Annotated in this window: 19 protein-coding genes; 8 read left to right on the plus strand and 11 right to left on the minus strand. The window is 69.4% G+C overall.

The genetic code is table 11. The features are described from left to right. Nucleotides 1-17: 17 nt before the first annotated feature. Genes nirD through QTI68_RS06165 form a run of 3 tightly spaced genes read left to right on the plus strand, consistent with a single transcriptional unit; the run spans nt 18 to nt 2966 of the window. Nucleotides 18-362: a nitrite reductase small subunit NirD gene (nirD, locus tag QTI68_RS06155; RefSeq protein ID WP_286520365.1), complete on the plus strand. Its 345-nt coding sequence runs from the start codon at nt 18-20 to the stop codon at nt 360-362. Between the two features lie 50 nt (nt 363-412). Continuing rightward, nucleotides 413-1225: a formate/nitrite transporter family protein gene (locus QTI68_RS06160; RefSeq protein WP_286520366.1), complete on the plus strand. Its 813-nt coding sequence runs from the start codon at nt 413-415 to the stop codon at nt 1223-1225. A gap of 13 nt (nt 1226-1238) precedes the next feature. Beyond that, on the plus strand, nt 1239-2966 hold the full coding sequence (locus QTI68_RS06165) for a bifunctional protein-serine/threonine kinase/phosphatase (protein WP_286520367.1): 1728 nt from the start codon (nt 1239-1241) through the stop codon (nt 2964-2966). Between the two features lie 3 nt (nt 2967-2969). Here the strand turns inward: QTI68_RS06165 and QTI68_RS06170 are convergent, their stop codons facing one another. The 3 genes from QTI68_RS06170 to QTI68_RS06180 all read right to left on the minus strand — a co-directional run bounded on the left by QTI68_RS06170 (nt 2970) and on the right by QTI68_RS06180 (nt 6319). Then, nucleotides 2970-3392 carry a Cd(II)/Pb(II)-responsive transcriptional regulator gene (locus QTI68_RS06170; protein WP_286520368.1) on the minus strand — a complete coding sequence of 141 codons (423 nt, stop codon included), beginning with the start codon at nt 3390-3392 and terminating at the stop codon, nt 2970-2972. Between the two features lie 84 nt (nt 3393-3476). Further along, nucleotides 3477-5270 carry an ATP-binding protein gene (locus QTI68_RS06175; protein ID WP_286520370.1) on the minus strand — a complete coding sequence of 598 codons (1794 nt, stop codon included), beginning with the start codon at nt 5268-5270 and terminating at the stop codon, nt 3477-3479. A gap of 83 nt (nt 5271-5353) precedes the next feature. Continuing rightward, complete coding sequence (locus tag QTI68_RS06180) at nt 5354-6319, minus strand: tripartite tricarboxylate transporter substrate-binding protein (protein WP_286520371.1); 966 nt, start codon at nt 6317-6319, stop codon at nt 5354-5356. Between the two features lie 298 nt (nt 6320-6617). Between QTI68_RS06180 and QTI68_RS06185 the strand changes: the two genes are divergently transcribed. Both QTI68_RS06185 and QTI68_RS06190 read left to right on the plus strand, forming a co-directional pair. Beyond that, on the plus strand, nt 6618-7064 hold the full coding sequence (locus tag QTI68_RS06185; RefSeq protein WP_286520372.1) for a YidH family protein: 447 nt from the start codon (nt 6618-6620) through the stop codon (nt 7062-7064). A 12-nt stretch (nt 7065-7076) separates the two neighbouring features. Beyond that, on the plus strand, nt 7077-7475 hold the full coding sequence (locus tag QTI68_RS06190) for a hypothetical protein (protein ID WP_286520373.1): 399 nt from the start codon (nt 7077-7079) through the stop codon (nt 7473-7475). A 3-nt stretch (nt 7476-7478) separates the two neighbouring features. Here the strand turns inward: QTI68_RS06190 and QTI68_RS06195 are convergent, their stop codons facing one another. Next, nucleotides 7479-8090, minus strand: a complete 612-nt coding sequence (locus QTI68_RS06195; RefSeq protein ID WP_286520374.1) for a response regulator transcription factor — start codon at nt 8088-8090, stop codon at nt 7479-7481. Between the two features lie 89 nt (nt 8091-8179). After that, on the minus strand, nt 8180-8548 hold the full coding sequence (locus QTI68_RS06200) for a hypothetical protein (protein ID WP_286520375.1): 369 nt from the start codon (nt 8546-8548) through the stop codon (nt 8180-8182). Between the two features lie 172 nt (nt 8549-8720). Between QTI68_RS06200 and QTI68_RS06205 the strand changes: the two genes are divergently transcribed. Continuing rightward, nucleotides 8721-10964 (plus strand): heavy metal translocating P-type ATPase, encoded by a 2244-nt coding sequence (locus QTI68_RS06205; protein ID WP_503011630.1) that lies wholly within the window; start codon nt 8721-8723, stop codon nt 10962-10964. A gap of 40 nt (nt 10965-11004) precedes the next feature. Further along, nucleotides 11005-13434 (plus strand): mechanosensitive ion channel family protein, encoded by a 2430-nt coding sequence (locus QTI68_RS06210; RefSeq protein ID WP_286520376.1) that lies wholly within the window; start codon nt 11005-11007, stop codon nt 13432-13434. On the opposite strand, the gene QTI68_RS06215 is transcribed toward QTI68_RS06210, so the two are convergent. Then, a complete protein-coding gene (locus QTI68_RS06215) occupies nt 13431-13925 on the minus strand; it encodes a CinA family protein (protein ID WP_286520377.1) in 495 nt (164 codons plus the stop codon). The genes QTI68_RS06210 and QTI68_RS06215 overlap by 4 nt on opposite strands. 71 nt (nt 13926-13996) lie before the next feature. Between QTI68_RS06215 and QTI68_RS06220 the strand changes: the two genes are divergently transcribed. Then, nucleotides 13997-15070 carry an MBL fold metallo-hydrolase gene (locus tag QTI68_RS06220; RefSeq protein WP_286520378.1) on the plus strand — a complete coding sequence of 358 codons (1074 nt, stop codon included), beginning with the start codon at nt 13997-13999 and terminating at the stop codon, nt 15068-15070. Here QTI68_RS06220 and QTI68_RS06225 read toward each other — a convergent pair. The 5 genes from QTI68_RS06225 to QTI68_RS06245 form a co-directional block, all read right to left on the minus strand. After that, a complete protein-coding gene (locus QTI68_RS06225) occupies nt 15021-15989 on the minus strand; it encodes an ABC transporter permease (RefSeq protein ID WP_286520380.1) in 969 nt (322 codons plus the stop codon). The two genes, QTI68_RS06220 and QTI68_RS06225, sit on opposite strands and share 50 nt — an antisense overlap. Before the next feature lie 10 nt (nt 15990-15999). Next, nucleotides 16000-16983, minus strand: a complete 984-nt coding sequence (locus QTI68_RS06230; protein ID WP_286520382.1) for an ABC transporter permease — start codon at nt 16981-16983, stop codon at nt 16000-16002. Then, a complete protein-coding gene (locus QTI68_RS06235) occupies nt 16983-18506 on the minus strand; it encodes a sugar ABC transporter ATP-binding protein (RefSeq protein ID WP_286520384.1) in 1524 nt (507 codons plus the stop codon). The genes QTI68_RS06230 and QTI68_RS06235 overlap by 1 nt, the downstream gene beginning before the upstream one ends. Nucleotides 18507-18523: 17 nt before the next feature. Continuing rightward, nucleotides 18524-19648 carry a sugar ABC transporter substrate-binding protein gene (locus QTI68_RS06240; RefSeq protein WP_286520385.1) on the minus strand — a complete coding sequence of 375 codons (1125 nt, stop codon included), beginning with the start codon at nt 19646-19648 and terminating at the stop codon, nt 18524-18526. A 146-nt stretch (nt 19649-19794) separates the two neighbouring features. Then, entirely contained in the window at nt 19795-20571 is a 777-nt protein-coding gene (locus QTI68_RS06245; protein ID WP_286520386.1) for a DeoR/GlpR family DNA-binding transcription regulator, read from the minus strand. Nucleotides 20572-20580: the final 9 nt, after the last annotated feature.

The raw sequence follows: 20580 nt of genomic DNA on the forward strand, positions 1-20580 counted from the left end.
ACCCGAGGACCTTCGAGATGACCACCAACGAATCACGCCACTGGACCGCCGTCTGCGCCGACGGCGACATCCTGCCCGATACCGGCGTGTGCGCTCTCGTCGAGGGCGTGCATGTCGCGATCTTCCGGGTCGGCCGGCAACAGGCGCTCTATGCCATCGACAACGTCGACCCGAAGGCGGGCGCCAGCGTGCTCTCGCGCGGGCTGGTGGGCAGCATCGGCGAGCGCATCGTCGTCGCCTCGCCGCTCTACAAGAACCACTTCGACCTGCAGAGCGGCGAATGCATCGAGGCGCCCGAGCACTCGGTGCGGGCCCATGCGGTGCGCGTGCAGGAAGGCCGCGTGCTGGTCGCGCTCGCCTGATCCCAGTCGCCTCACCGCTTCACGACTTTTCCAATATCCAAGGAATCCCCATGGCCTACCTAGCCCCCGCCGAGTTCGTCACCAAGATGGTCGATGCCGGCGAATCCAAGCTACTGATGTCGACCCGCGACACGCTGATCCGCGCCTACATGGCCGGCGCCATCCTGGCGCTGGCGGCCGCCTTCGCCGTGACCGTGTCCGTCAACACCGGCAACGCGCTGGTCGGTGCGATGCTGTTCCCGGTCGGCTTCATCATGCTGTACCTGATGGGCTTCGACCTGCTGACCGGCGTCTTCACGCTGGTGCCGCTGGCCGTGCTCGACAAGCGCCCCGGCGCCACCTGGCGCGGCTGCCTGCGCAACTGGGGGCTGGTGTTCGTCGGCAACTTCGCCGGCGCACTGACGGTCGCGGTCTTCATGGCGATCATCTTCACCTTCGGCTTCAGCGAGGCACCCAATGCGGTCGGCGAGAAGCTCGGCCACATCGGCGAAGGCCGCACCCTGGGCTATGCCGCGCACGGCGCCGCCGGCATGCTGACCTTGTTCATCCGCGGCGTGATGTGCAACTGGATGGTGTCGACCGGGGTGGTCGCCGCGATGATGTCGACCACGGTGTCCGGCAAGGCCATCGGCATGTGGATGCCCGTGATGGTCTTCTTCTACATGGGCTTCGAGCATTCGATCGTCAACATGTTCCTGTTTCCCACCGGCCTGCTGCTGGGCGGCAAGTTCACGCTGATGGACTACCTGATCTGGAACGAGATCCCCACCGTGCTGGGCAACCTGGTCGGCGGCCTGACCTTCGTCGGCGTGACCCTGTACGCGACCCACTACAAGACGGCGCCGAAGCGGGTCGTGGGCTGAGCGCAGCGCCTTCATGGGCAGCGCCTTGCGCGTGACGCTCGGCCAGCATTCGCTGGCCGGACCGGGGTCGGTCAACCAGGATTTCCACGGCGCCATGCTGCCGGAAGGATCGCTGCGGACGACCAAGGGCATCGCGATCGCGATCGCCGACGGCATCGGCTCCAGCCGCGTCAGCCAGGTCGCCAGCGCGGCGGCGGTGCGAGGCTTCCTCGACGACTACTACGCCACCTCCGAGGCCTGGTCGGTGCGCCGCTCGGCCCAGCGGGTGCTGGACGCCACCAACGCGTGGCTGCATGCCCAGACCCTGCGCAGCGACGCCCGCTTCGACAGGGACAGCGGCTACGTCTGCACCTTCAGCGCACTGGTCCTCAAGGGCCGCGACGTGCACCTGCTGCACGTCGGCGACGCGCGGATCTACCGCCTGCATCCGCAAGCCCTGGAGCAGCTCACGGAGGACCACCGGGTCCACCTGTCGTCGGTCGAGTCGTACCTGGCACGCGCCCTGGGGGCGGGCCCCAACGTGGAGATCGACTACCGCTGCTGGGAAGCGGAAGTCGGCGAGGTCTACCTGCTGGCCACGGATGGCGCCTGGGCCGGCCTCGACGCCCGGGCGGTGCACCACGCACTGGCCCGCTGCGGCGACAACCTCGACGAAGCCGCCCGCCTGCTCGCGTCGAACGCACAGTGCGGCGACGACCGCACGGTCCAGCTGCTGCGCATCGACGAACTCCCGGCGGCGGACGCCGCGCAGCTGCAGTCGCAGCGCCAAGCGCTGGCGATCCCGCCTGCGCTCGCCCCGCGGGCGCGCTTCGAGGGCTTCACCCTGGTGCGCGAGCTTCAGGTCAGTGCGCGCAGCCACGTGCACCTGGCGCTGGATGACGCCCACGGGCACCAGGTGGTGCTCAAGCTTCCGTCTGTCGACCTGCGCGACGACCCCGACTACCTGGACCGCTTCGTCCTCGAGGAATGGGTGGCACGGCGGGTCGACAGCCCCCACGTCGTCAAGGCCGGCACGATCGAGCGCGTACGCGGGCACCTGTTCGTCGCCATGGAGTACGTCGATGGCCAGACGCTGGCGCAATGGATGGTCGACCACCACGGGCCTTCGCTGGACAGCGTGCGCAGCATCGTCGAGCAGCTGGCCAAGGGGCTGCAGGCGCTGCATGGCAAGGAGATGCTGCACCAGGACCTCCGGCCCGAGAACGTGATGATCGATCGCGCCGGCACCGTGAAGATCATCGACCTGGCATCGACGCACGTGGCGGGCCTGGCCGACAGCTGCCGGGAGCGGCGCGCGCTCGCCATCGCCGGCACCTTGCAGTACACCGCGCCGGAGTACTTCGTCGGCCAGGGCGGCAGCATCCGCTCCGACCTGTTCTCGCTGGCCGTGATCGTCTACCAGATGCTGACGAAGCAATTGCCGTACGGCCTGCACGCTTCACGCGTTCGGTCGGCCGCCGACGCGAAGCGCCTGCGCTACGTGCCGGTGCGCCACTTCCGGCCCGACCTGCCGGCCTGGGTCGATGCGGTGCTGCAGAAGGCGCTGCACCCGGACGCTGCCCGGCGCCAGCAGGCGGTGTCCGAGTTCGCGCATGATCTGAAGGCGCCGGGACCGGAGTTCCTGCGGCCACGGAGCTCGCCGCTGGTCGAGCGGCATCCGGTGCGGTTCTGGCAGTGCGCCACCGCCTTGCTGGGCGCGGTCACGGTCGTCCTGCTGGGGCTGTTGGTCGCCGGGAAGTAGGTCTCAGGAGTGACAGGCGCAGGCCTCGCCGTGCGCCGCCGACACCAGCTCGCTCAAGATGCCGCACTCCTGGGTGGCGTGCGGCTGCGAGCAGCGCCCGCGCAGCACGGTCAGCTGCTTCTCCAAGGCCTTGAGGCTCTTCAGGCGGGCGCGCACGCGCTCGATCTGCTCGTCGACCAGCTGGTTGATGTCGGCGCAATCCTGCTGTGGCGTCGCCGCGAAATCCAGCAGCCTCTTGATGTCGCTCAGGGGAATGTCCAGCGCCCGGCAATGGCGCACGAAGGACAGGCCCTCCAGGTGCGCCTGCCCGTAGGCCCGGTAGCCGTTGGGCTGGCGCGCCGGCGCCGCCAGCAGGCCTGCCCGTTCGTAGAAGCGGATGGTGCCGACGTCGACACCGGTTGCATTGCTCAGGTCGCCGATCTTCATGGTGTCGTGAGATTAAGCGAAGACATGCTCCATTTTTCCAATAATGGCGTCAACCATAGGGACGTTGGGACGGGCCATGACTTTTCAATCGCCCTGGACGGCGATCGGAATCGTGAACCTGAACAGGGCGCCGCCGCCGGCACGATGCGAAGCCCAGAGCCTGCCGCCGTGCGCCTCGATCAGCTTGCGGCAGATGGCCAGGCCAACGCCCAGTCCACTCGCCTTGGTCGAGTAGAAGGATTCGAAGATCCGCTCCAGATCGCCGCTGGCGATGCCGACGCCGGTGTCCGCGACCTCCACCTGGATCTCGTCGCCCTCGTTGCGCGTGACGGAAACGCCGATGGCGCGCTCGCCGCTGCCATTCCCGATCGCATCCATCGCATTGCGCAGCAAATTCAGCACCACTTGCTGCAGATGAATCTCGTCGACGATGACCGGCGGCAGCCGGCTCGCCTCCGACAGGCGGATCTCGATGTCGCGCAGGTCGCAGTCCATCTTCACCATGCCGATGCATTCGGCGATGGCACGCTGGATGTCGATCAGCTTCGGTTCCAGTTCGTGCCGCTGCACCATGTCGCGCATGCGTGTCACCACCTCGCCGGCGCGCGTGGCCTGCCCGATGACCTTGTCCAGGAGTTCCGACACCCGCGTCATGTCGGGCACGGACTCGCCGGCGCGCCGGCGTGCCGCCAGCGCATAGTTCTCGATCGCGCCGAGCGGCTGGGTGATCTCATGGGCCAGCGCGACCGACATTTCGCCCGCCGTATGGACCCGCACGAGATGCGCCAGCCGCTCACGCCAATGTGCCGCCTCGACCTCCGCGGCAAGCTTGCGGCGTTCGGCCGTATCGCGTGCATGCAGGCTGCCGAACACTTCGGCCAGCAGGCTGACGCCGGGCATCAGCGCCTCCGGCCATTCCTGCGCGCGCTGCGTGCTGGCGATGGCCAAGGCGCCCGTGACCCCGCCCGGCACGGAGATCGGCACCACCAGCAGCGAGCGCACCCCGGAGGCCTGCAATGCAGCGCGATCGCCGTCGGCTTCAGGCGGCAGTTCGCTCACCCGAGGCAGGCGCACGATGTTTCCCGCCGCCAGTCGATGCATGATCCAGGGAAGATCGGGTGGTTCGCCCAGCGTCGAAGGCGGCGCGAAGCCATCGGCATGCCAGCGCTGGACCGCGCGAAACATGAGGTCGCCGGATCCGCGATCCCAGAGGCCGATGCGCTCGGCCTCCATGAACCGTCCGATCTGGCGCAAGCCGATTCCGATCGCGACTTCCGACTGCCCGGGCTCGGCCAGCACCAGGGACGCCAGGATGCTGCTGGCCAGTCGCTCGAAGCCGATCGCATGGTCGAGCTGCTCCTGCGCATGCTTGCGTGCGAGGGCGCTGCCGAAGACATTCGCCAGCAGCCGCATGCGATTCAGAAGATCTTCCGGCCAGCAGCGCTCCGCGCGCACGCAACCGAAGCTCAGCGCGCCATGCAATTCGCCCGCCACGATGATCGGCATCGTCACGTGCGATTTGAGGCCGATGCTGCGCAAGGTCTCCTTGTCGACGGTTGCATCGGGCGGGAGGTCGTCGAGACGCTCGAACACGACCGGCCTGTTGGCCATCATCATTTCGAGAGACCAGGGAGCGAATTCGCGCGCCGACACATTCGTCATGGCGGGCCCGATGCCTTCCGCCGCGAACGAATGGGTGACCTGCATCCGCCCGCTCAAGGGAAAGACCCGGCTGAGGGTGGATCGATCGATGCCGAGCGTCGAGACGATGCGCGCCAGACTGTCGTGGATGGCACCGTCGATTTCCCCGGGGCACAGGGCGATGAACCTCGCCGACAGGTCCGACAGGAGCCGTTCGAAGCACAGGAGGTCGTGCATGGACACCGGCGCCGGCCCTGGCACTCGGGCCGCGGTCGGTGTCCCCAAGACAGCGGATGGCCGTACAGACATGGACGACGTCCCTAGTCGGCGTGAAAGCCCGATGCCTTCACGATGGGCGCCCAGCGCGCAATGTCGGCGTCCAGGGTCGCTGCGAGTTCGCCCGATGAGGTGCCGGTGAGTTCGAAACCCAACTCGGCGAGCCTCGCGGCCGCCTGCGGCGAATGCACGATCGTCGCGAACATCGTCGACCATCGATCGACGACCGTCTTCGGTGTTCCCCGAGGGGCGAAGATGCCGACCCAGCCGATGGCCTGGACCGACGGATAGCCTTGCTCGATGAATGTCGGCACCTCCGGCAGCTGCGCCAGGCGCTGGGTGCCCGACACCGCGATGATCCGAAACCTGTGGGCGCGATGCATCTCGATCAGGTCGGAGACCGACGAAATGCCGGCGGGAATATGGCCCGCGACGAGATCGACCGTCATCGGCCCGGCACCCTTGTAAGGCACGGGTTTCAAGACGATGCCCGCCTCCTGCGCAATCATGACGCCGAGAAACTGAGCCAGGCTTCCGGTGGAGCCCATGCCGTAGAACGATTCCGTCGGATGGTCCTTCGCCCAGGCCACGAAGCCGGCCACGGAGGTCGCGGGATGGTCCTGCGAAACCGCGAGCGCCAAGGGGTATGCCGCGATCTGCGAGACCGGAGCGAAGTCGCGCACCGCGTCGTAGCGGACATCCTTGAAGATCAGCGGCGCCAGGACCGGCACGACGAAGGGAAAGAGCGCCATGGTCTTGCCGTCGGGCGGCGCGTTCTTCAGCACCATGGCGCCGATGCGGCCGCTCGCGCCCGGCTTTTCCTCGACATGGATGTGGGCGCCATATTCGGCGTTCGCACGTTCCGCCAGGTAGAGCGCCAGCGCCGTGGCCGAACCGCCTTCGAAGGGCACCAGGAACCTGATCGGGCCGCCGTCGTCTGCCCGCGAAACGGCAGCGAGGCAGATGCCCGTTGCAAGAGTGAGAATCCTCAGGATCTTGGCCAGACGCATGGCCGCTCCTTCGAAAGTGCGCTCGCCCGATGGCCGAATCCGAACCCGCCGGCAGCGACTTCTGATCCGTCCGCCAGGGGCGGAGTATGGCACTCGCGACGCCCGAGTGCGACCGGAGGTCTTGGAAGCTCGTCCACGCAGTGCGGGCGCCGGCCCGCAGGACGGTGGGGCATTGGCCCTGTGAGCGGCGCACACCCGTGCCACGTACGTGGCGCTACGTGGCCGCAGGGCTGGATTTGTCCGGCCGCCGTGCGCACAATGCCTCGTCGCAGCGCGCAACCATGCGAAACGGATCTCCATGCAAGACCCTTCCTCAGCCACGCCGACCCACTCGACCCGGGGCGCGGCCGCGCTGGCGCAGAAGTCCTCCAGTGAGCTGGCGCTGTTCAACACCGATCTGGCGATCGATCGCACCCTGATGGCTGCGGACCGCTCGTTGATGGCATGGGTCAGGACGGCGCTGTCCATGATCAGCTTCGGCTTCACGATCTACAAGATTCTCGAGGGCATCCGTGAGCAGGGCGCGGCCTTGACAGCCAGCCACGTGCCGCGCGACATGGGGCTGTTCCTCACCGGCCTCGGAACGGTGGCGATGCTGATGGGCGTGCTCGAGTACTGGTACCGGATCAAGAAGCTGCGCGAGGTCAAGAATCTACACACCTTCCAGCCCTCTTTCGTCATGGCGCTGATCATGGCGGTCACGGGTCTGGGCACGTTCATGGGCATCAGCTTCAGGGTGCTTTGAGGCGGAGGAATCATGGTCGATCTCCCGATGGATTTCCTCACCCGCACCTGGGCCGACATCACGAGCGGCCGGCACGCGCCGCTGGCGTTCCGCTTCATCCTGCAGCCGGCGGTGGCGGCCTTCCTTGCGTACCGGGCCGGCAGGCGGGATGCGCTGGACGGACGCCCACTCTACTTCATGGCACTGGTACACGACCGCACGCAGCGTAAAGCCTTGATCCGCGAGGGCTGGGGACATGTCAGCAAGGTGTTCATCGTGGCGATCGTGATGGACGCGATCTACCAGTTCGTCGCGATGCGCTGGGTCTATCCGGGCGAGGCGCTCATGGTCGCCCTCGTGCTCGCGGTGGTTCCCTACCTGCTGTTTCGCAGCCTGGTGAACTGGATCCTGCGCCGCACGCGGTCCCGATGATGCCTAGCCGCCCGGCCGCTCCAGGCTGAGACGTATCAACTCGGTCATCGAACCCACGCCCAGTTTCTCGAGCAGCCGGCTGCGATGCTGTTCGACGGTCCGGTGGCTGATGTCCAGCTCCTTGGCGATGAGCTTGCTCGGCAATCCCTTCAGCGCGAGCTGCATCACCTCGCGTTCACGGTCGGTCAGGGCCTCGATCCGCTTGTCGAGGTCGTTGTGCGCATCGTCCACGGGCGTCCGAAGCTTCGCATCCCGGCGCAAGGCCTCGTCGATCGCATCGAGCAGCTGCTGCTCGCGGTACGGCTTCTGCACGAAGTCCACGGCGCCTTCCTTGACGGCCTTGACGGCCATCGCGATGTCGCCGTGACCGCTGATGAACACGATGGGGATGCGCGCACCGATCGTCGCCAGCCGTTCCTGCAGCGCCAAGCCGCTCATGCGCGCCATGCGCACGTCCAGCACCAGGCAGCCGGGACGAGCAGCGTCGAAGACCTCGAGGAAGGCGAGAGCCGAGCTGTAGGTCTCGGTGGCGAGGCCGACAGAGCTCACCAGTTCCCGCACCGAGTCGCGATAGGCCTCGTCGTCATCGATGATGAATACGGTGGGGTCCGGCATCTCGTCAGTCTAGCGAACTGGCCGCGTCGTGTTCCCGCTCGGCGCGTCGGCTGCGATTGCGAGCATCACCGCGGGCCGGCCTCGGGCTGTCACTGCGTCAGGGGCCTGGAGCCGTCCGCAGGCAGGACGATCGTCGAGTCGCCGTCCGGCGAAGTCACGGTGTCGGAGTCGCTCAAGGGCGGCGGCGCGCCTTGCGGAATGACCACGATGGCGCGGCCGCCGGGCGACGTGACATCGTCCAGGGGCCGCAGTCCGCGTTGGGCCTGGTCCAACGTCATTCCCGCATCGCGAACGCAGGCATCGCGTTGCGGGCGCGGCAGATGTCCGTCATTGCAGTACGCGATCGTGCGTTCGTAGCGCGCCCGGGCCGCGTCGAGGTCGAACGATTGCGCGAACGCTGCGGTGCACGCCGCAAGGGCGACGCAAGAGATCGCCGCATGCATGGGGCTGGGGGTCATGGTGCTGCTCCTCGGTGGGGGTGACGGGGCGATCCAGGTGAGACGAGTCAAGCGACCTGTCTTGAATTGTCCGGCAGGCAGTACCCTTTGACCAGCCCGGGGCCGCCGCCCGAGGCCCGCTTGACCTTGTAGTGGGTACAGGGTGTGAAATACCCTCGAAAGCGACAACGACATGGCCCAACACCACCACCCCCACGCGCCGGCGGCCGCAGCGGATGCCTGCTGCGCTGCCACGCCGCTGCGCGCGCCCGAGCCCGTGCGGGTCGAACCCGGCGACGCGCCGAACACCTTCCGCATCGCCACCATGGACTGCACGGTCGAAGAGTCCGAGATTCGCCGCCTGGTGGAGCCGATCGCCGGTATCCGGGGCTTGCATTTCCGCCTCGGCCAGCGGACGCTGCGCATCGACGGCACCGACGCCGCGGTGCCGCTCGCGCTGGCGGCCATTCGCAAGGCCGGCTTCGTGCCCGAGCCGCTGGAGGCCGCGGCCCAGACCGCGCAATCGCCCGATGGCGCGCTGCACGCGCACGGCGCGAGCCCCGGCCACCTGCGGCTCGCGGCCGCCCTCGCGCTCGCGGCGGCCGCCGAGGCGATCTCCTTCCTCGCCCCCGACATCCTGGCCTGGAAGGCAGCCGGCATGGCGGTCGCGGCGGCGGCGATCTGGCTGGCCGGCCTCGAGACCTACGCCAAGGGCCTGAGCGCGCTGCGGCACGGCAAGCTCAACATCAACGCCCTGATGTCGGTCGCGGTCACCGGCGCCTTCGTCATCGGCCAATGGCCGGAAGCCGCCATGGTGATGGCCCTGTATGCCATCGCCGAGCTGATCGAGGCGCGGGCGGTCGACCGCGCCCGCAACGCGATCAAGGGCCTGGTCGATCTCGCGCCCGCCGACGCCGAGGTGGCGCAGCCCGACGGCAGCTGGCGCCGCGTGCCGGCGACCGGGATCGCCATCGGCGCGATCGCACGCGTCAAGCCCGGCGAGCGCGTGGTGCTCGACGGCATGGTCACGCGCGGCCACAGCAGCATCGACCAGGCGCCCGTCACAGGCGAGAGCATTCCGGCCGACAAGGAGCCGGGCAGCCCGGTCTTCGCCGGCACGATCAACCAGAACGGCGAGCTGGAGTTCCGCGTCACCGCGACGGCCAGCGACTCGACGCTGGCGCGGATCATCCATGCCGTCGAGGAAGCCCAAGGCACGCGCGCCCCGACCCAGCGCTTCGTCGATCGCTTCGCCGCCATCTACACGCCCGCCGTGTTCGCCCTCGCGCTGGCGGTGGCGGTGCTGACGCCGCTGCTGCTGGGCTGGCCCTGGCTGGCCGCCGTCTACAAGGCGCTGGTGCTGCTGGTGATCGCCTGCCCTTGCGCGCTGGTCATTTCCACCCCCGTCACGGTGGTCAGCGGGCTGGCGGCCGCCGCGCGGCGCGGCATCCTCATCAAGGGCGGCAGCCACCTCGAGCACGCCCGCCTGCTCAAGGCCGTGGCACTCGACAAGACCGGCACCCTGACCGAAGGCAAGCCGAGGCTGGTGGCTTTCAAGGCCTGGCGCGAGGCCGACGAGCGCCAGGCCCGGCAATGGGCCAAGAGCCTGGCGGCGCGCTCCGACCATCCGGTATCGGCCGCGATCACCCTGGGCCTCGAAGGCGACGCGCTGCCGGTGGACGGATTCAAGGCCCTGCCGGGCCGCGGCGTCGAGGGAGTGGTCGGTGGCCGCACGATGGTGCTCGGCAACCATCGCCTGGCCAACGAACGCGGCCAGGCCGACCCGGCGCTCGAAACCGAACTGGCGGCCCACGAAGCCCAGGGCCGCACCGTCACCCTGCTGGCGGACGAGGGCGGCGTGCTGGCGGTGTTCGCGGTGGCCGACACGATCAAGCCCAGTTCGGTGCAGGCCATCGCCGCGCTGCGGGTGCTCGGCGTCACCTCGGTCATGCTGACCGGCGACAACCAGGCAACCGCCCTCGCGGTCGGGCGCGAGGCCGGCATCGACGATGCCCGTGGCGGCCTGCTGCCGGAAGACAAGCTGGCGGCCATCCGGGGCATGCGCCAGCGCTACGGCCCGACGGCCATGACCGGCGATGGCATCAACGACGCGCCGGCCCTGGCGCAGGCGGACATCGGCTTCGCGATGGGCGGCGCCGGCACCGACACCGCCGTGGAGGCGGCCGACGTCGTGATCATGAACGACGACCTCGGCCGGATCGCCGAGACGATCCGCCTGTCGCGCCGCACGCACGCGGTGCTGTGGCAGAACATCTCGCTCGCGCTCGGCATCAAGGCGGTGTTCTTCGTGCTGGCAGTGTTCGGCAGCGCGACCATGTGGATGGCCGTCTTCGCCGACATGGGCGCAAGCCTGCTGGTGGTGGCCAACGGGCTGCGGCTGCTGCGCGGCGTGCGCCCGCCTCTTCGTTCGCCTTGACACCCTTCAGGATTCGCAAGCAACATCGCCGCAACCGACCATGCCCACGCGCCTCCTCGCCTTCATCGCCTGCGCGTTGTGGCTCATCGGCGCGCAGGCGGCGACGGCAGCCGACGCACCGGTCGCCGCCACGGCGGCCTCCCCGATCGCAACCGCGGACATCACGGCCCGCGCCGACGCCGACGAGCAGTTCGTCCAGGCCGCCATGCGCCGCGCCACGTCGCCGGAAGAACTGCAACGCTCGAGAGACGTTCTGGCCCGCCAGTCCACCGCCGTCGAGGCGCTGTCGGCGCTGTCCACCGGCACCGACCTCGCCGCGCTGCCGGTGCGCCGCCTCGAGAGCCTGCAGAGGCACTGGCAGCTCTATGCCCGCGAGATCGCCGACGGCCGCGCCCGCCTCTCGCGAACCACCCACGCGCACGCCGAAGACGCCGCCTCGCTGGCCGCCCGCCGCACCGCCTGGCAGGCCACGCGCGCAGCGTCGACCGCGCTGGCGCCGGCGCTGCTGCAGCGCATCGACGAGCTGATCGCGCAGATCGAGCAAGCCGAGCAGCGGGTCGCGCAACCCCTGGCCGAACTGCTCGACCTCGGCCGCAAGGCGAGCGTGCTCGCGGCCGAGGTCGAGGCCGGCCAGGCGGCGGTACAGACCCAGGTCGAGGAACTCGACCGGCGCCTGCTGTCGATGGATTCGCCGGCCCTGTGGCAGGGCGCCACCGCCGGCCGGGCTTCCGAGACGGCCAACGCCAGCCTGCGCAAGAGCCTGGCCATCGAGACCGCCTTCGCGCGCGACCACGACGCCGCGAACGCACCCGTGCTGCGCGTGCTGGTGGCCGTCTGGCTGGTGCTGCTGCCGCTGCTGTTCTGGCTGCGCCATCGCGCCGGGCAGCTGATCGCCCAGGGCCATGCGAGCGCCGCTTCGCTCCAGGCGCTGACCCGCCCTTGGGCCTGCTGGCTGGTGCTGCTGGCGCTCGGTGCGGTGGTGTTCGACTTCCAGGGTCCGGCCATCCGCCAGCAGGCGGCCATGCTGCTGGCGTGGGTGCCCGTGCTCCGCTTGCTGCCTGAGCGAATCCTGCAGGCCGTCGGCCCCTGGGCCTATCTCAGCGCCGTCTTCTACTTCCTGAACGTGCTGGCCTCGCTGCTGCTCGGCAACGAATTCCTGTACCGGAGCATGCTGCTCGCGATGGACCTGGCGATGGCCGGCACCCTGGTCTGGCTGGTCGCGCGGGCGCGCCGCGCCGCCGCGACCGCCGACGCGCCGTCCAGTCCGACCCCGATGATCTACCTGCTGGGCGCCGCCTCGGCGGTGCTCGCGGCCGCCGCGGTCTCCAACCTGCTCGGCAACCTGTCGCTGTCGGCCATGCTGACCAGCGCCGTGCTCGACACCAGCTACCTCGCCCTGGTCATGTATGCCGGCGCCACGGTGCTGGTGGCGCTGTTCAGGGTGTTGTTGGCGCGGCCCGGGCCGGCGCGCCCGGGGGCCCGCAACACCAGCTCGCTGATCGACGCCGGCGCCAGGATCGGCCGCACGCTGATGGCGGTCGCCTGCGTCGTCATCGGGCTGCAGGCATTTCGCATCTATCGTCCGCTGTCGGACTTCCTGCTGGCGATCCTCTCCTACGGATTCACGATCGGCGTGGTGTCGCTGAGCCTCGGGAACATCGCGGCGTTCGTGGCCGCCGCCTTCCTGGCCTTCTGGCTGGCGCGCACGATCCGCATGCTGCTGGCCGAGGACATCCTGCCTTCGCTCGCCCTCACGCGCGGCGTGGGCAACAGCATCTCGACCCTGACCTACTACACGATCCTGCTGGTCGGCCTGCTGTCGGCACTGGCCGTGCTGGGCTTCCCGATCGGGCAGCTGGCCATCGTGTTCGGCGCCCTCGGCGTCGGTATCGGCTTCGGGCTGCAGGACGTCGTGAAGAACTTCGTCGCCGGCCTGATCCTGATGTTCGAGCGGCCGATCCAGCCGGGCGACGTGGTCGATGTCGCCGGCATGTCCGGCACGGTGCGCCAGATCGGCATGCGGGCCACCATCGTGACCACCTTCGAAGGCGCCGACGTGGTGGTGCCCAACGGCATGCTGCTGGCCGACAAGCTGGTCAACTGGACGCTGCGGGGCACGCGCCGGCGCATCGACATCAACGTCAGCACCGGCCCCGACGTGCCCCCGCGCACCACCATCGAGCTGCTGCTCGCGATCGCCCGCAGCGTCGACGGCGTGGCCACCGTGCCGGAACCCGCCGCCCTCATGACCGGCCTGACCGCCGGCGCCCTCGACTTCAGCCTGCGCGCCTGGACCACCGACAGCGTCAGCTGGGTGGTGGTGCGCAGCAACCTGGCGGTGGCGGTGCGCGAAGGCCTGGCGGAAGCCGGCATCGAGGTGCCCCGGCCGCAGAGCGACCTGCACCTGCGCGGCCTGTCGGCGGAGTTCGCGCAGGCGCTGGCCGGCAAGGAGCCCGGAGCGCCGTCTTAGGGCTGCCGCAGCACGTCGTCGAACAGCGCCAGCAGGTGGCGCGCGAACAGGTCCATGTTCAACGCCCGTTCGGCTTCGCCAGTCGCGATGGTCCTGGTCGACGTCGCGGCGCCGGCGACCGCCAGGCACACATGGCCTGGCGCGTCGCCGTAAGGGCTGCCCGACGGGCCCGCCGCACCGCTTTCGGCCAGGCCCCAGGTGGCGCGCAGCTGCTGGCGGACCCGGTTGGCGACCAGCGCGGCATAGGGCTCGGTCTCGCCGCGCAGACCGGCGACGTCGGCGGGCGTCAGGCCGAGCAGCGCCCTGCCGGCGCGCCGGGTGTAGACCACGGCGCCGCCGAGGAAGAAAGCCGAGGCCCCCGGTATCGCCAGCAGTGCCGCCGAGACCAGCCCGCCGGCCGAGGATTCGGTGACCGCGACCGTCTCGCCGCGCTCCTTCAGGGTGGCGCCGACGCGGGCGGCGAGGATGGCGAGTGGTGGCAGGTCGGACATGCGGCTATCGTAAGGGCGCTTTCCCCTGGCCGCAGAGCCCGCTAGACTCGACCGCCAGCGAGGTCCCCACCATGATCTTCGAGCAAGTTGCAACCGGCGGCTGCCAGTCCTACCTCGTGGGCTGCGACGAGACCCGCGCCGCCGTCCTGATCGATCCGGCGCTGAGCCAGATCGACCACTACGTGGCCCTCGCCGCCCAGAACGGGGTGCGCATCCGCTACCTCGTCGACACCCACACCCACGCCGATCATTTCTCGGCCACCAAGGAACTGGCGCGCCAGCTCGGCGTGCCGGTCGTGATGCAGCGGGCCAGCCCGGCGCCCTTCGTCGACATGCGGCTCGGCGACGGCGAGATGATCGTGGTCGGCCAGATGCGCCTGCAGGTGCTTCACACGCCCGGCCACACGGCCGATTCGATGTGCATCCAGGTCGACGACCGGCTCTTCACCGGCGACACCCTGCTGATCGGCGGCACCGGCCGCACCGACCTGCCCAGCGGCGACCCCGAGGCCCTGTACGACAGCCTCTTCAACCGGGTGCTGCATCTCGACCCCGCACTCAAGGTGTACCCGGCCCACGACTACAAGGGCCGCAGCCATTCGACGATCGCCGAGGAGCTGGCGTCGAACCCGCGGCTGCAGAAGCGCGAACGCGCCGCCTTCGTCGAGATGATGCGCGGCCTCAACCTCACGATGCCGACCCACATCACGGAAGCCCTGCGCACCAACATGAGCGGCGGCAAGACCGTGGCCCGGCTGCTGGCCGAAGCCACCTCGTCGGTGCCCTTCATGTCGCTGGTCGAGCTCAAGGGTCGGGTCGAGGCCGCCGAGGACGACCTGATCGTGCTGGACGTGCGCGAACGCGATGCCTTCGAGGCCGGCCACATCCCCGGCGCCCGGCTGCTGCCGCGCGGCCAGCTCGAGCTGCGCGTCAACCAGGAGCTGCCGGACCCGACGCGGCGCATCCTGACCTGCTGCGAGCTGGGCTACATCTCGACCCTGGCGGCGGCGACCCTGCGGGAGATGGGCTTCCTGCACGCGGTGGCGCTGGATGGCGGCATGAAGGCCTGGCGCGAGGCCGGCTATCCGCTGGAGACTACTGCGAATGCCGGCGCCCCCGGCCATACATCAGCAGCATCGCGATGATGACCGCGCCGTAGATCACCTGGCGCCCCATCTCGGGGATCTGCATCACCGAGAGGATCGACTGCAGCAGCGTGATCAGGATCACGCCCACCACCGTGCCGACATAGGAGCCCCGGCCGCCGAGGATGTGGGTCCCGCCCAGCACGACGGCGGCGATCGCGGGCAGTTGATACGCGTCTCCCATGGCCTGGTAGGCCTTGGTCGAATAGCCGGTGAGCAGCACGCCGGCCGCCGCCGAGCAGGCGCCGGCGATCGCGAAGCACAGCAGGGTGACCCGACGCGTGTCCACCCCCGACAGGTAGGCGGCGCGCTCGCTGTTGCCGACGCCGTAGATGGCGCGGCCCAGCGTAGTGCGGTGCAGCAGGAACAGGGTGCAGGCGCCCACCACGATCCAGACCAGCAGCGGATTGGGAATGCCGAGCAGCGAGCGCCCGGTGGCCAGCAGGTGCATGGCCGGCGTGGCGCGGTCCTGCGGCGCGAAGCCCCCGGTCTGGACCACGATCAGGCCCTGGGCCACCGCGTTGATGCCGAGCGTGAAGATCATCGACGGCACGCGCAGGTAGGCCACGCCGATGCCGTTGACGATTCCGAACAGGCAGCCGCAGAGAATGCCGAACGGAATCGCGAGCCACTCGCCGGCACTCCCCCACCAGCCGGCCGCGGCCGCCGACATGACCCCGCCGACCGTCACCAGCCAGGGCACCGACAGATCGATGCCGCCCAGCAGGATGACCAGCATCGCGCCGGTCGCGACGAGGCCGAGGAACGAGGCGATCTGCAGTTGCAGCAGCAGGTAGTCGGCCGAAAGAAAGTTCCTCGAGTAGAGGCTGCCGACCAGCAGCAGCCCGAGCGTGCAGGCCGCCGCCGCGACGACCGGCAAATGGCGGGAGCGCCGGAGGCGAAGGGCGAGCGCAGTCACGATGGCGGCGTCACTTGAAGAGGTCGAGCCGGTTGTCGACCTTCAGCAGCCGCAGCGCCCCGAGGCTGACCGCGGCCAGCAGGATGACGCCCTGGAACAGCGGCTGCCACAGCGGCTCGAGATCGAACACGAAGAGCAGGTCGCCGATGGTGCGCAGCACCAGCGCGCCGAACACCGAGCCGATGGCGCTGCCCGCGCCGCCGGCGAGCGAGGTGCCGCCGATGACCACGGCGGCGATGGAGTTCAGGGTGTAGACGCCGCCGATCGCCGCCGAGGCCTCGCCGGAATAGGTGACGAAAGTCAGCAGCAGCCCGCCGATCGACGCCAGCAATCCGGCCAGCGTGTAGGTCACGAGACGGGTGCGGCCAATGTTCACGCCCGACATGTAGGCCGCCGCTTCGGCCGAGCCGATCGCCAGTGCCGCGCGGCCGACCGCCGACCGGCGAAACGGTAGCCAGACCAGCAGGACCACCGCGAGCAGCACCACGAGCATCGCCGGGACGCCGCCCGGCAGCGCGCCGGTGAGCGCGTCGGCCAGGCCGGCATGGACGTCGCCGCCCGGCACCGGCCGCAGGCCCAGCGCCAGGCCGAAATAGACCGCGCCGGTGGCCAGCGTCGTGATGATCGGCTGCAGCCGGCCATAGACGATGATCGCGCCGTTGATCCAGCCGCACAGCGCGCCCGCGGCCAGCACGACGAGCACGCCGGCCGCCGCCTGCAGGGGCGTGCCGACCACCAGGTGCGAGGCGAGGCAGTTCGCCAGCACGAACACCATGCCGACCGACAGGTCGATGCCCGAGGTCAGCACCGGCAGCGTCTGCGCCATCGCGACGATCGCCAGCAGCACGCCCTTGTTGGCGGCGGTGGTGAGCACCGGCACGGTCCAGCCGGTCTGGTGCTTGGCGATGTAGAGCGCGAAGATCAGCACGAACAGGGCGGCGGCGGTCCAGCAGGCGCGCTGCTCGCGCAACCGGAAGCGCCAGTCTTCGCGCATCAGTGCAAGGTCTCCGCCGTGAGATTGAGCGCGCTGGACACCAGCGCGTGCTCGGTCAGCTCGGCGCCGGCCAGCCAGCGCACGATGCGGCCGTCGAAGAACACGGCGACACGGTCGCAGCAGCCGATCAGCTCGGCATAGTCGGTCGAATACAGCAGCACGGCGGCGCCCTCCTCGGCCAGGCGCCGCAGCAGTACATAGATCTCTTGCTTGGTGCCGACGTCGATGCCGCGCGTGGGGTCGCTCAGCAGCACGATGCGCGGCGCGTTCATCAGCCATTTCGCGATCACGACCTTCTGCTGGTTGCCGCCCGACAGCGTCGCCACCGGGTCGCCGAGTTCGGGCGCCTTGATCGACAGCCTGCGGACCATCGCGGCGGTGGCCTCGGCCTCCGCCGACGCGATGACCACACCGGCCCGGCTCAGGCGATCGAGCGCCGCGAAGCTCAGGTTGTCGCGCACCGACATCGGCAGCATCAGGCCGTCGGTCTTGCGGTCCTCCGGCACCAGGGCCATGCCGATCCCGCGGCGCTTGGCCTGGCGCGGGCTGCCGGCCGAGACCGGATCGCCGCCCTGGCGCACCTCTCCGGTCACCCCGCGCAAGACGCCGAACAGCGCCAGGAAGAACTCGCGCTGGCCCTGACCATCGAGCCCGCCGAGCCCGACGATCTCGCCCGGGCGCACGGCCAGCCGGATGTCGTGCAGCCGGCCGCCCCACGACAGGCCGCGCACGTCCAGGGCCGGCGGCGCCGTCTCGGCGGCAGCGCGTGCCGGCGGCTTGGGCGGGAAGGCATGTGCGATGTCGCGGCCGATCATCATCTCGACCGTCTGCGCGTCGCTCTGGCTGCCGGCGGCGAAGGTCGCCACGTGCCGGCCGTTGCGGAACACCGAGCACTCGTCCGCCAGTTCGGCGATCTCGTTCATGCGGTGCGAGATGTAGACGATCGCCAGGCCCTCGTCGCGCAGCCGCTTGAGCAGGCCGTAGACCCGCTGCACGTCGGCCGCGGTGAGGGCCGAGGTGGCTTCGTCGAGGATCAGGATCTTCGGCTGCCGCGACAGGGCCTTGGCGATCTCGACCATCTGGCGCCGCGACAGCGAGAGGCTGTCGACCGGCGCCAGCGGATGGATGTCCTGCGCCCCGGCGCGGGCCAGCGCCGCCTCGGCCACGCGGCGCTGGGCCCGACGGTCGATGAGGCCGAGGCGGGTCGGCGGGTTGGTGATGCAGATGTTGTCGGCCACGCTCAGGTGCGGCATCAGCGACAGCTCCTGGAAGATGCAGGCGATGCCCGCCGCCACGGCGTGCTGCGGATGCACGAAGCGGCGATCGGTCCCCTCGAGGACGATGCGCCCCTCGTCGGGTTGCACGACCCCGGCCATGATCTTGATCAGGGTCGACTTGCCCGCACCGTTCTCGCCCAGCAGCGCATGGATGCGCCCGGGCGCACAGGCGAACTGCGCGCGGTCGAGCGCCCGCACGCCGCCATAGCGCTTGGAGACGTCGACCAGTTCGAGGACCGGGTCCAAACCGAACGTCCGTCGCGTCAGTTGTTCTTCTCGTCCTTCGACATGATGTCGGTCGCCTTCAGCGTCACGCCGCACGGCGGGAAGTCGTTGGTGGTGAAGAAGTTGTCCGACAGATCGGGGAAGTAGTTCTCGCCGGCCTTGAAGTCGGGGTGGGTGGCGGTCGGGATCGGCACCGAGATCAGCTGCGGCATCACCTTGCCTTGCAGCGCCGCGACGGCCGCCTTCATCGAGATCGCGACCAGTCCCGGCGACTGACCGAGCGAGGTACACAGCAGGCCGTCCTTGGCGCGCTCGACGCACAGCTTGCGGAAGCCGTTCTCGGCCTCGCCGGCCACCGGAATCATCTTGTGCTTGGCATCGATCAGCGCCCGCACCGAACCGGTCGATCCGCCCTGGGTGTACATGCCGTCGAAGTTCTTGTGCACCGCCACGGCGTCGGCCACCGCCTTCTGGGCCGTGCCGTCGTCCCAGTTGCCGACCACTTCGACGACCTCGAACTTGTTGCCCGGCGCCTCGACCACCTTGCGGAAGCCCAGGTGGCGGTCGCGGTCGACCGAGTTGCCCGGAACGCCGCGCACCTCGAGCAGCCGGCCGCTCTTCGACGGGATGTTCTTCACCAGCCATTCGCCCGACTGCGCGCCCATCGCGGTCTGGTCCTCGTTGACCATCATCACCTCGGTGCTGTCGAGCACGTTGTCGAAAGGCACGACGACGATGCCGGCGGCATTGGCGCGCTTGATGACCGGCGCGAAGGCCGTCGGGTTCACCGCGATCGTCACGATGGCGTCGTAGCCCGAGTTGATGAAGTTGTCCATGGCCGCGATCTGGGCAGCGACGTCGGTGCCGGTGGAGACGATCTTGAATTCCTTGATCTGCGATTTCATTTCCGGCGTCGCCGCGTAGGCCTTGGCCATCTTGATCATCTGGATGCGCCAGGTGTTGCCGACGAAGCCGTTGGCCAGCGCGATGCGGTAAGGCCCCTTCTTGGCCGGCCACTGGAAGTACTTGGTGCTGGCGTCCCAGGGCTTGAAGCAGGCCGGGTTCTCGCCGGGTCCGCTGACCACTGCCGGTCCGGCCGCCATGACGGCACCGGTTGCGAGGCATGCGGCGACCGCCGCGGCAATGCGTGTGCGAATGACCATTGCTGTCTCCTTCGGAGGACTCGGTCGGGGCGACCGGCCAACGGACGAACAATGCCGTGCGCCCCCGGCACGTCGTCCGGCGCGCAAGGGGCCCGGACATCATACGAATATGTGGTCTTTCGGCCCGCTTGGTGAATACCCTTGCCTCAGGCGACGATCACGCGCGGGCACGCCTTGCGCAGCGCCGCCAGCGCGCCGGCCTCGCGCGCCTTGGCGTCCGTGACGGCGACGTCGATGTCGGCGCTGCGGATGTAGGTCACGCGGCTGGCCTGGCCGATCTTGCTGTGGTCGGCCAGGACCACCACCTGCTGCGCCTGTTCCGACATGGCGCGCGCGACGGCGGCTTCGTGGTGCTCGAAGCTCATGGCACCGTGCTTCGGATGCAGGCCCACCGGCGACAGCAGCGCCACGTCGGCACGAAAGCGCCGGATGTCCTCCAGCGTGCCTTCGCCATGCGTGGCCTGCGTCTTCACGTCGATGGCGCCGCCCAGCAGGCGCACCTCGTTGCGCGCGACCCGGCCTTCGTCGGCACCGGCCAGCTTGAGTGCGATGGCCAGTGAATTGGTGATCACCGTCATGCCGCTGAGCGTCGCGATCTCTTCGGCCAGGATCGACGTGGTGCTGCCGGCATCCAGGAACAAGGTCTGGCCAGGCCGCAGCAGTGCCACGGCGGCCCGGGCGATGGCGCGCTTTTCCTTCTGGCGCGCAATCAACCGCAGCGCCAGCGGCGGCTCGGGCTCGGCCGGCGTGGCGACGGCGCCGCCATGCACCCGGCGCAGCTCGCCCAGCCCTTCGAGCTCGAGCAGGTCGCGCCGCACGGTTTCGCGCGAGACGGACAGGTCCTGCACGACGCGGTCGACGCTCAGGCGCGAGAAGGTGGCCAGCAGGCTGCGGATGCGGAGGAAGCGTTCTTCTTGGAGCATGGGAAGGAG

Source organism: Variovorax sp. J31P207 (genome assembly GCF_030316965.1).
GTDB classification, from domain to species: Bacteria; Pseudomonadota; Gammaproteobacteria; order Burkholderiales; family Burkholderiaceae_C; genus Variovorax; species Variovorax ginsengisoli_B.

What these genes read in the sequence shown, in the direction of transcription:
- QTI68_RS06205 (WP_503011630.1), top strand. Translation starts at nt 8,721, where the DNA reads ATGGCCCAACACCACCACCCCCACGCGCCGGCGGCCGCAGCGGATGCC.
- nirD (WP_286520365.1), top strand. Translation starts at nt 18, where the DNA reads ATGACCACCAACGAATCACGCCACTGGACCGCCGTCTGCGCCGACGGC.
- QTI68_RS06160 (WP_286520366.1), top strand. Translation starts at nt 413, where the DNA reads ATGGCCTACCTAGCCCCCGCCGAGTTCGTCACCAAGATGGTCGATGCC.
- QTI68_RS06240 (WP_286520385.1), bottom strand. Translation starts at nt 19,648, where the DNA reads ATGGTCATTCGCACACGCATTGCCGCGGCGGTCGCCGCATGCCTCGCA.
- QTI68_RS06200 (WP_286520375.1), bottom strand. Translation starts at nt 8,548, where the DNA reads ATGACCCCCAGCCCCATGCATGCGGCGATCTCTTGCGTCGCCCTTGCG.
- QTI68_RS06180 (WP_286520371.1), bottom strand. Translation starts at nt 6,319, where the DNA reads ATGCGTCTGGCCAAGATCCTGAGGATTCTCACTCTTGCAACGGGCATC.
- QTI68_RS06175 (WP_286520370.1), bottom strand. Translation starts at nt 5,270, where the DNA reads ATGCACGACCTCCTGTGCTTCGAACGGCTCCTGTCGGACCTGTCGGCG.
- QTI68_RS06220 (WP_286520378.1), top strand. Translation starts at nt 13,997, where the DNA reads ATGATCTTCGAGCAAGTTGCAACCGGCGGCTGCCAGTCCTACCTCGTG.
- QTI68_RS06170 (WP_286520368.1), bottom strand. Translation starts at nt 3,392, where the DNA reads ATGAAGATCGGCGACCTGAGCAATGCAACCGGTGTCGACGTCGGCACC.
- QTI68_RS06185 (WP_286520372.1), top strand. Translation starts at nt 6,618, where the DNA reads ATGCAAGACCCTTCCTCAGCCACGCCGACCCACTCGACCCGGGGCGCG.
- QTI68_RS06210 (WP_286520376.1), top strand. Translation starts at nt 11,005, where the DNA reads ATGCCCACGCGCCTCCTCGCCTTCATCGCCTGCGCGTTGTGGCTCATC.
- QTI68_RS06195 (WP_286520374.1), bottom strand. Translation starts at nt 8,090, where the DNA reads ATGCCGGACCCCACCGTATTCATCATCGATGACGACGAGGCCTATCGC.
- QTI68_RS06230 (WP_286520382.1), bottom strand. Translation starts at nt 16,983, where the DNA reads ATGCGCGAAGACTGGCGCTTCCGGTTGCGCGAGCAGCGCGCCTGCTGG.
- QTI68_RS06215 (WP_286520377.1), bottom strand. Translation starts at nt 13,925, where the DNA reads ATGTCCGACCTGCCACCACTCGCCATCCTCGCCGCCCGCGTCGGCGCC.
- QTI68_RS06190 (WP_286520373.1), top strand. Translation starts at nt 7,077, where the DNA reads ATGGTCGATCTCCCGATGGATTTCCTCACCCGCACCTGGGCCGACATC.
- QTI68_RS06245 (WP_286520386.1), bottom strand. Translation starts at nt 20,571, where the DNA reads ATGCTCCAAGAAGAACGCTTCCTCCGCATCCGCAGCCTGCTGGCCACC.
- QTI68_RS06165 (WP_286520367.1), top strand. Translation starts at nt 1,239, where the DNA reads ATGGGCAGCGCCTTGCGCGTGACGCTCGGCCAGCATTCGCTGGCCGGA.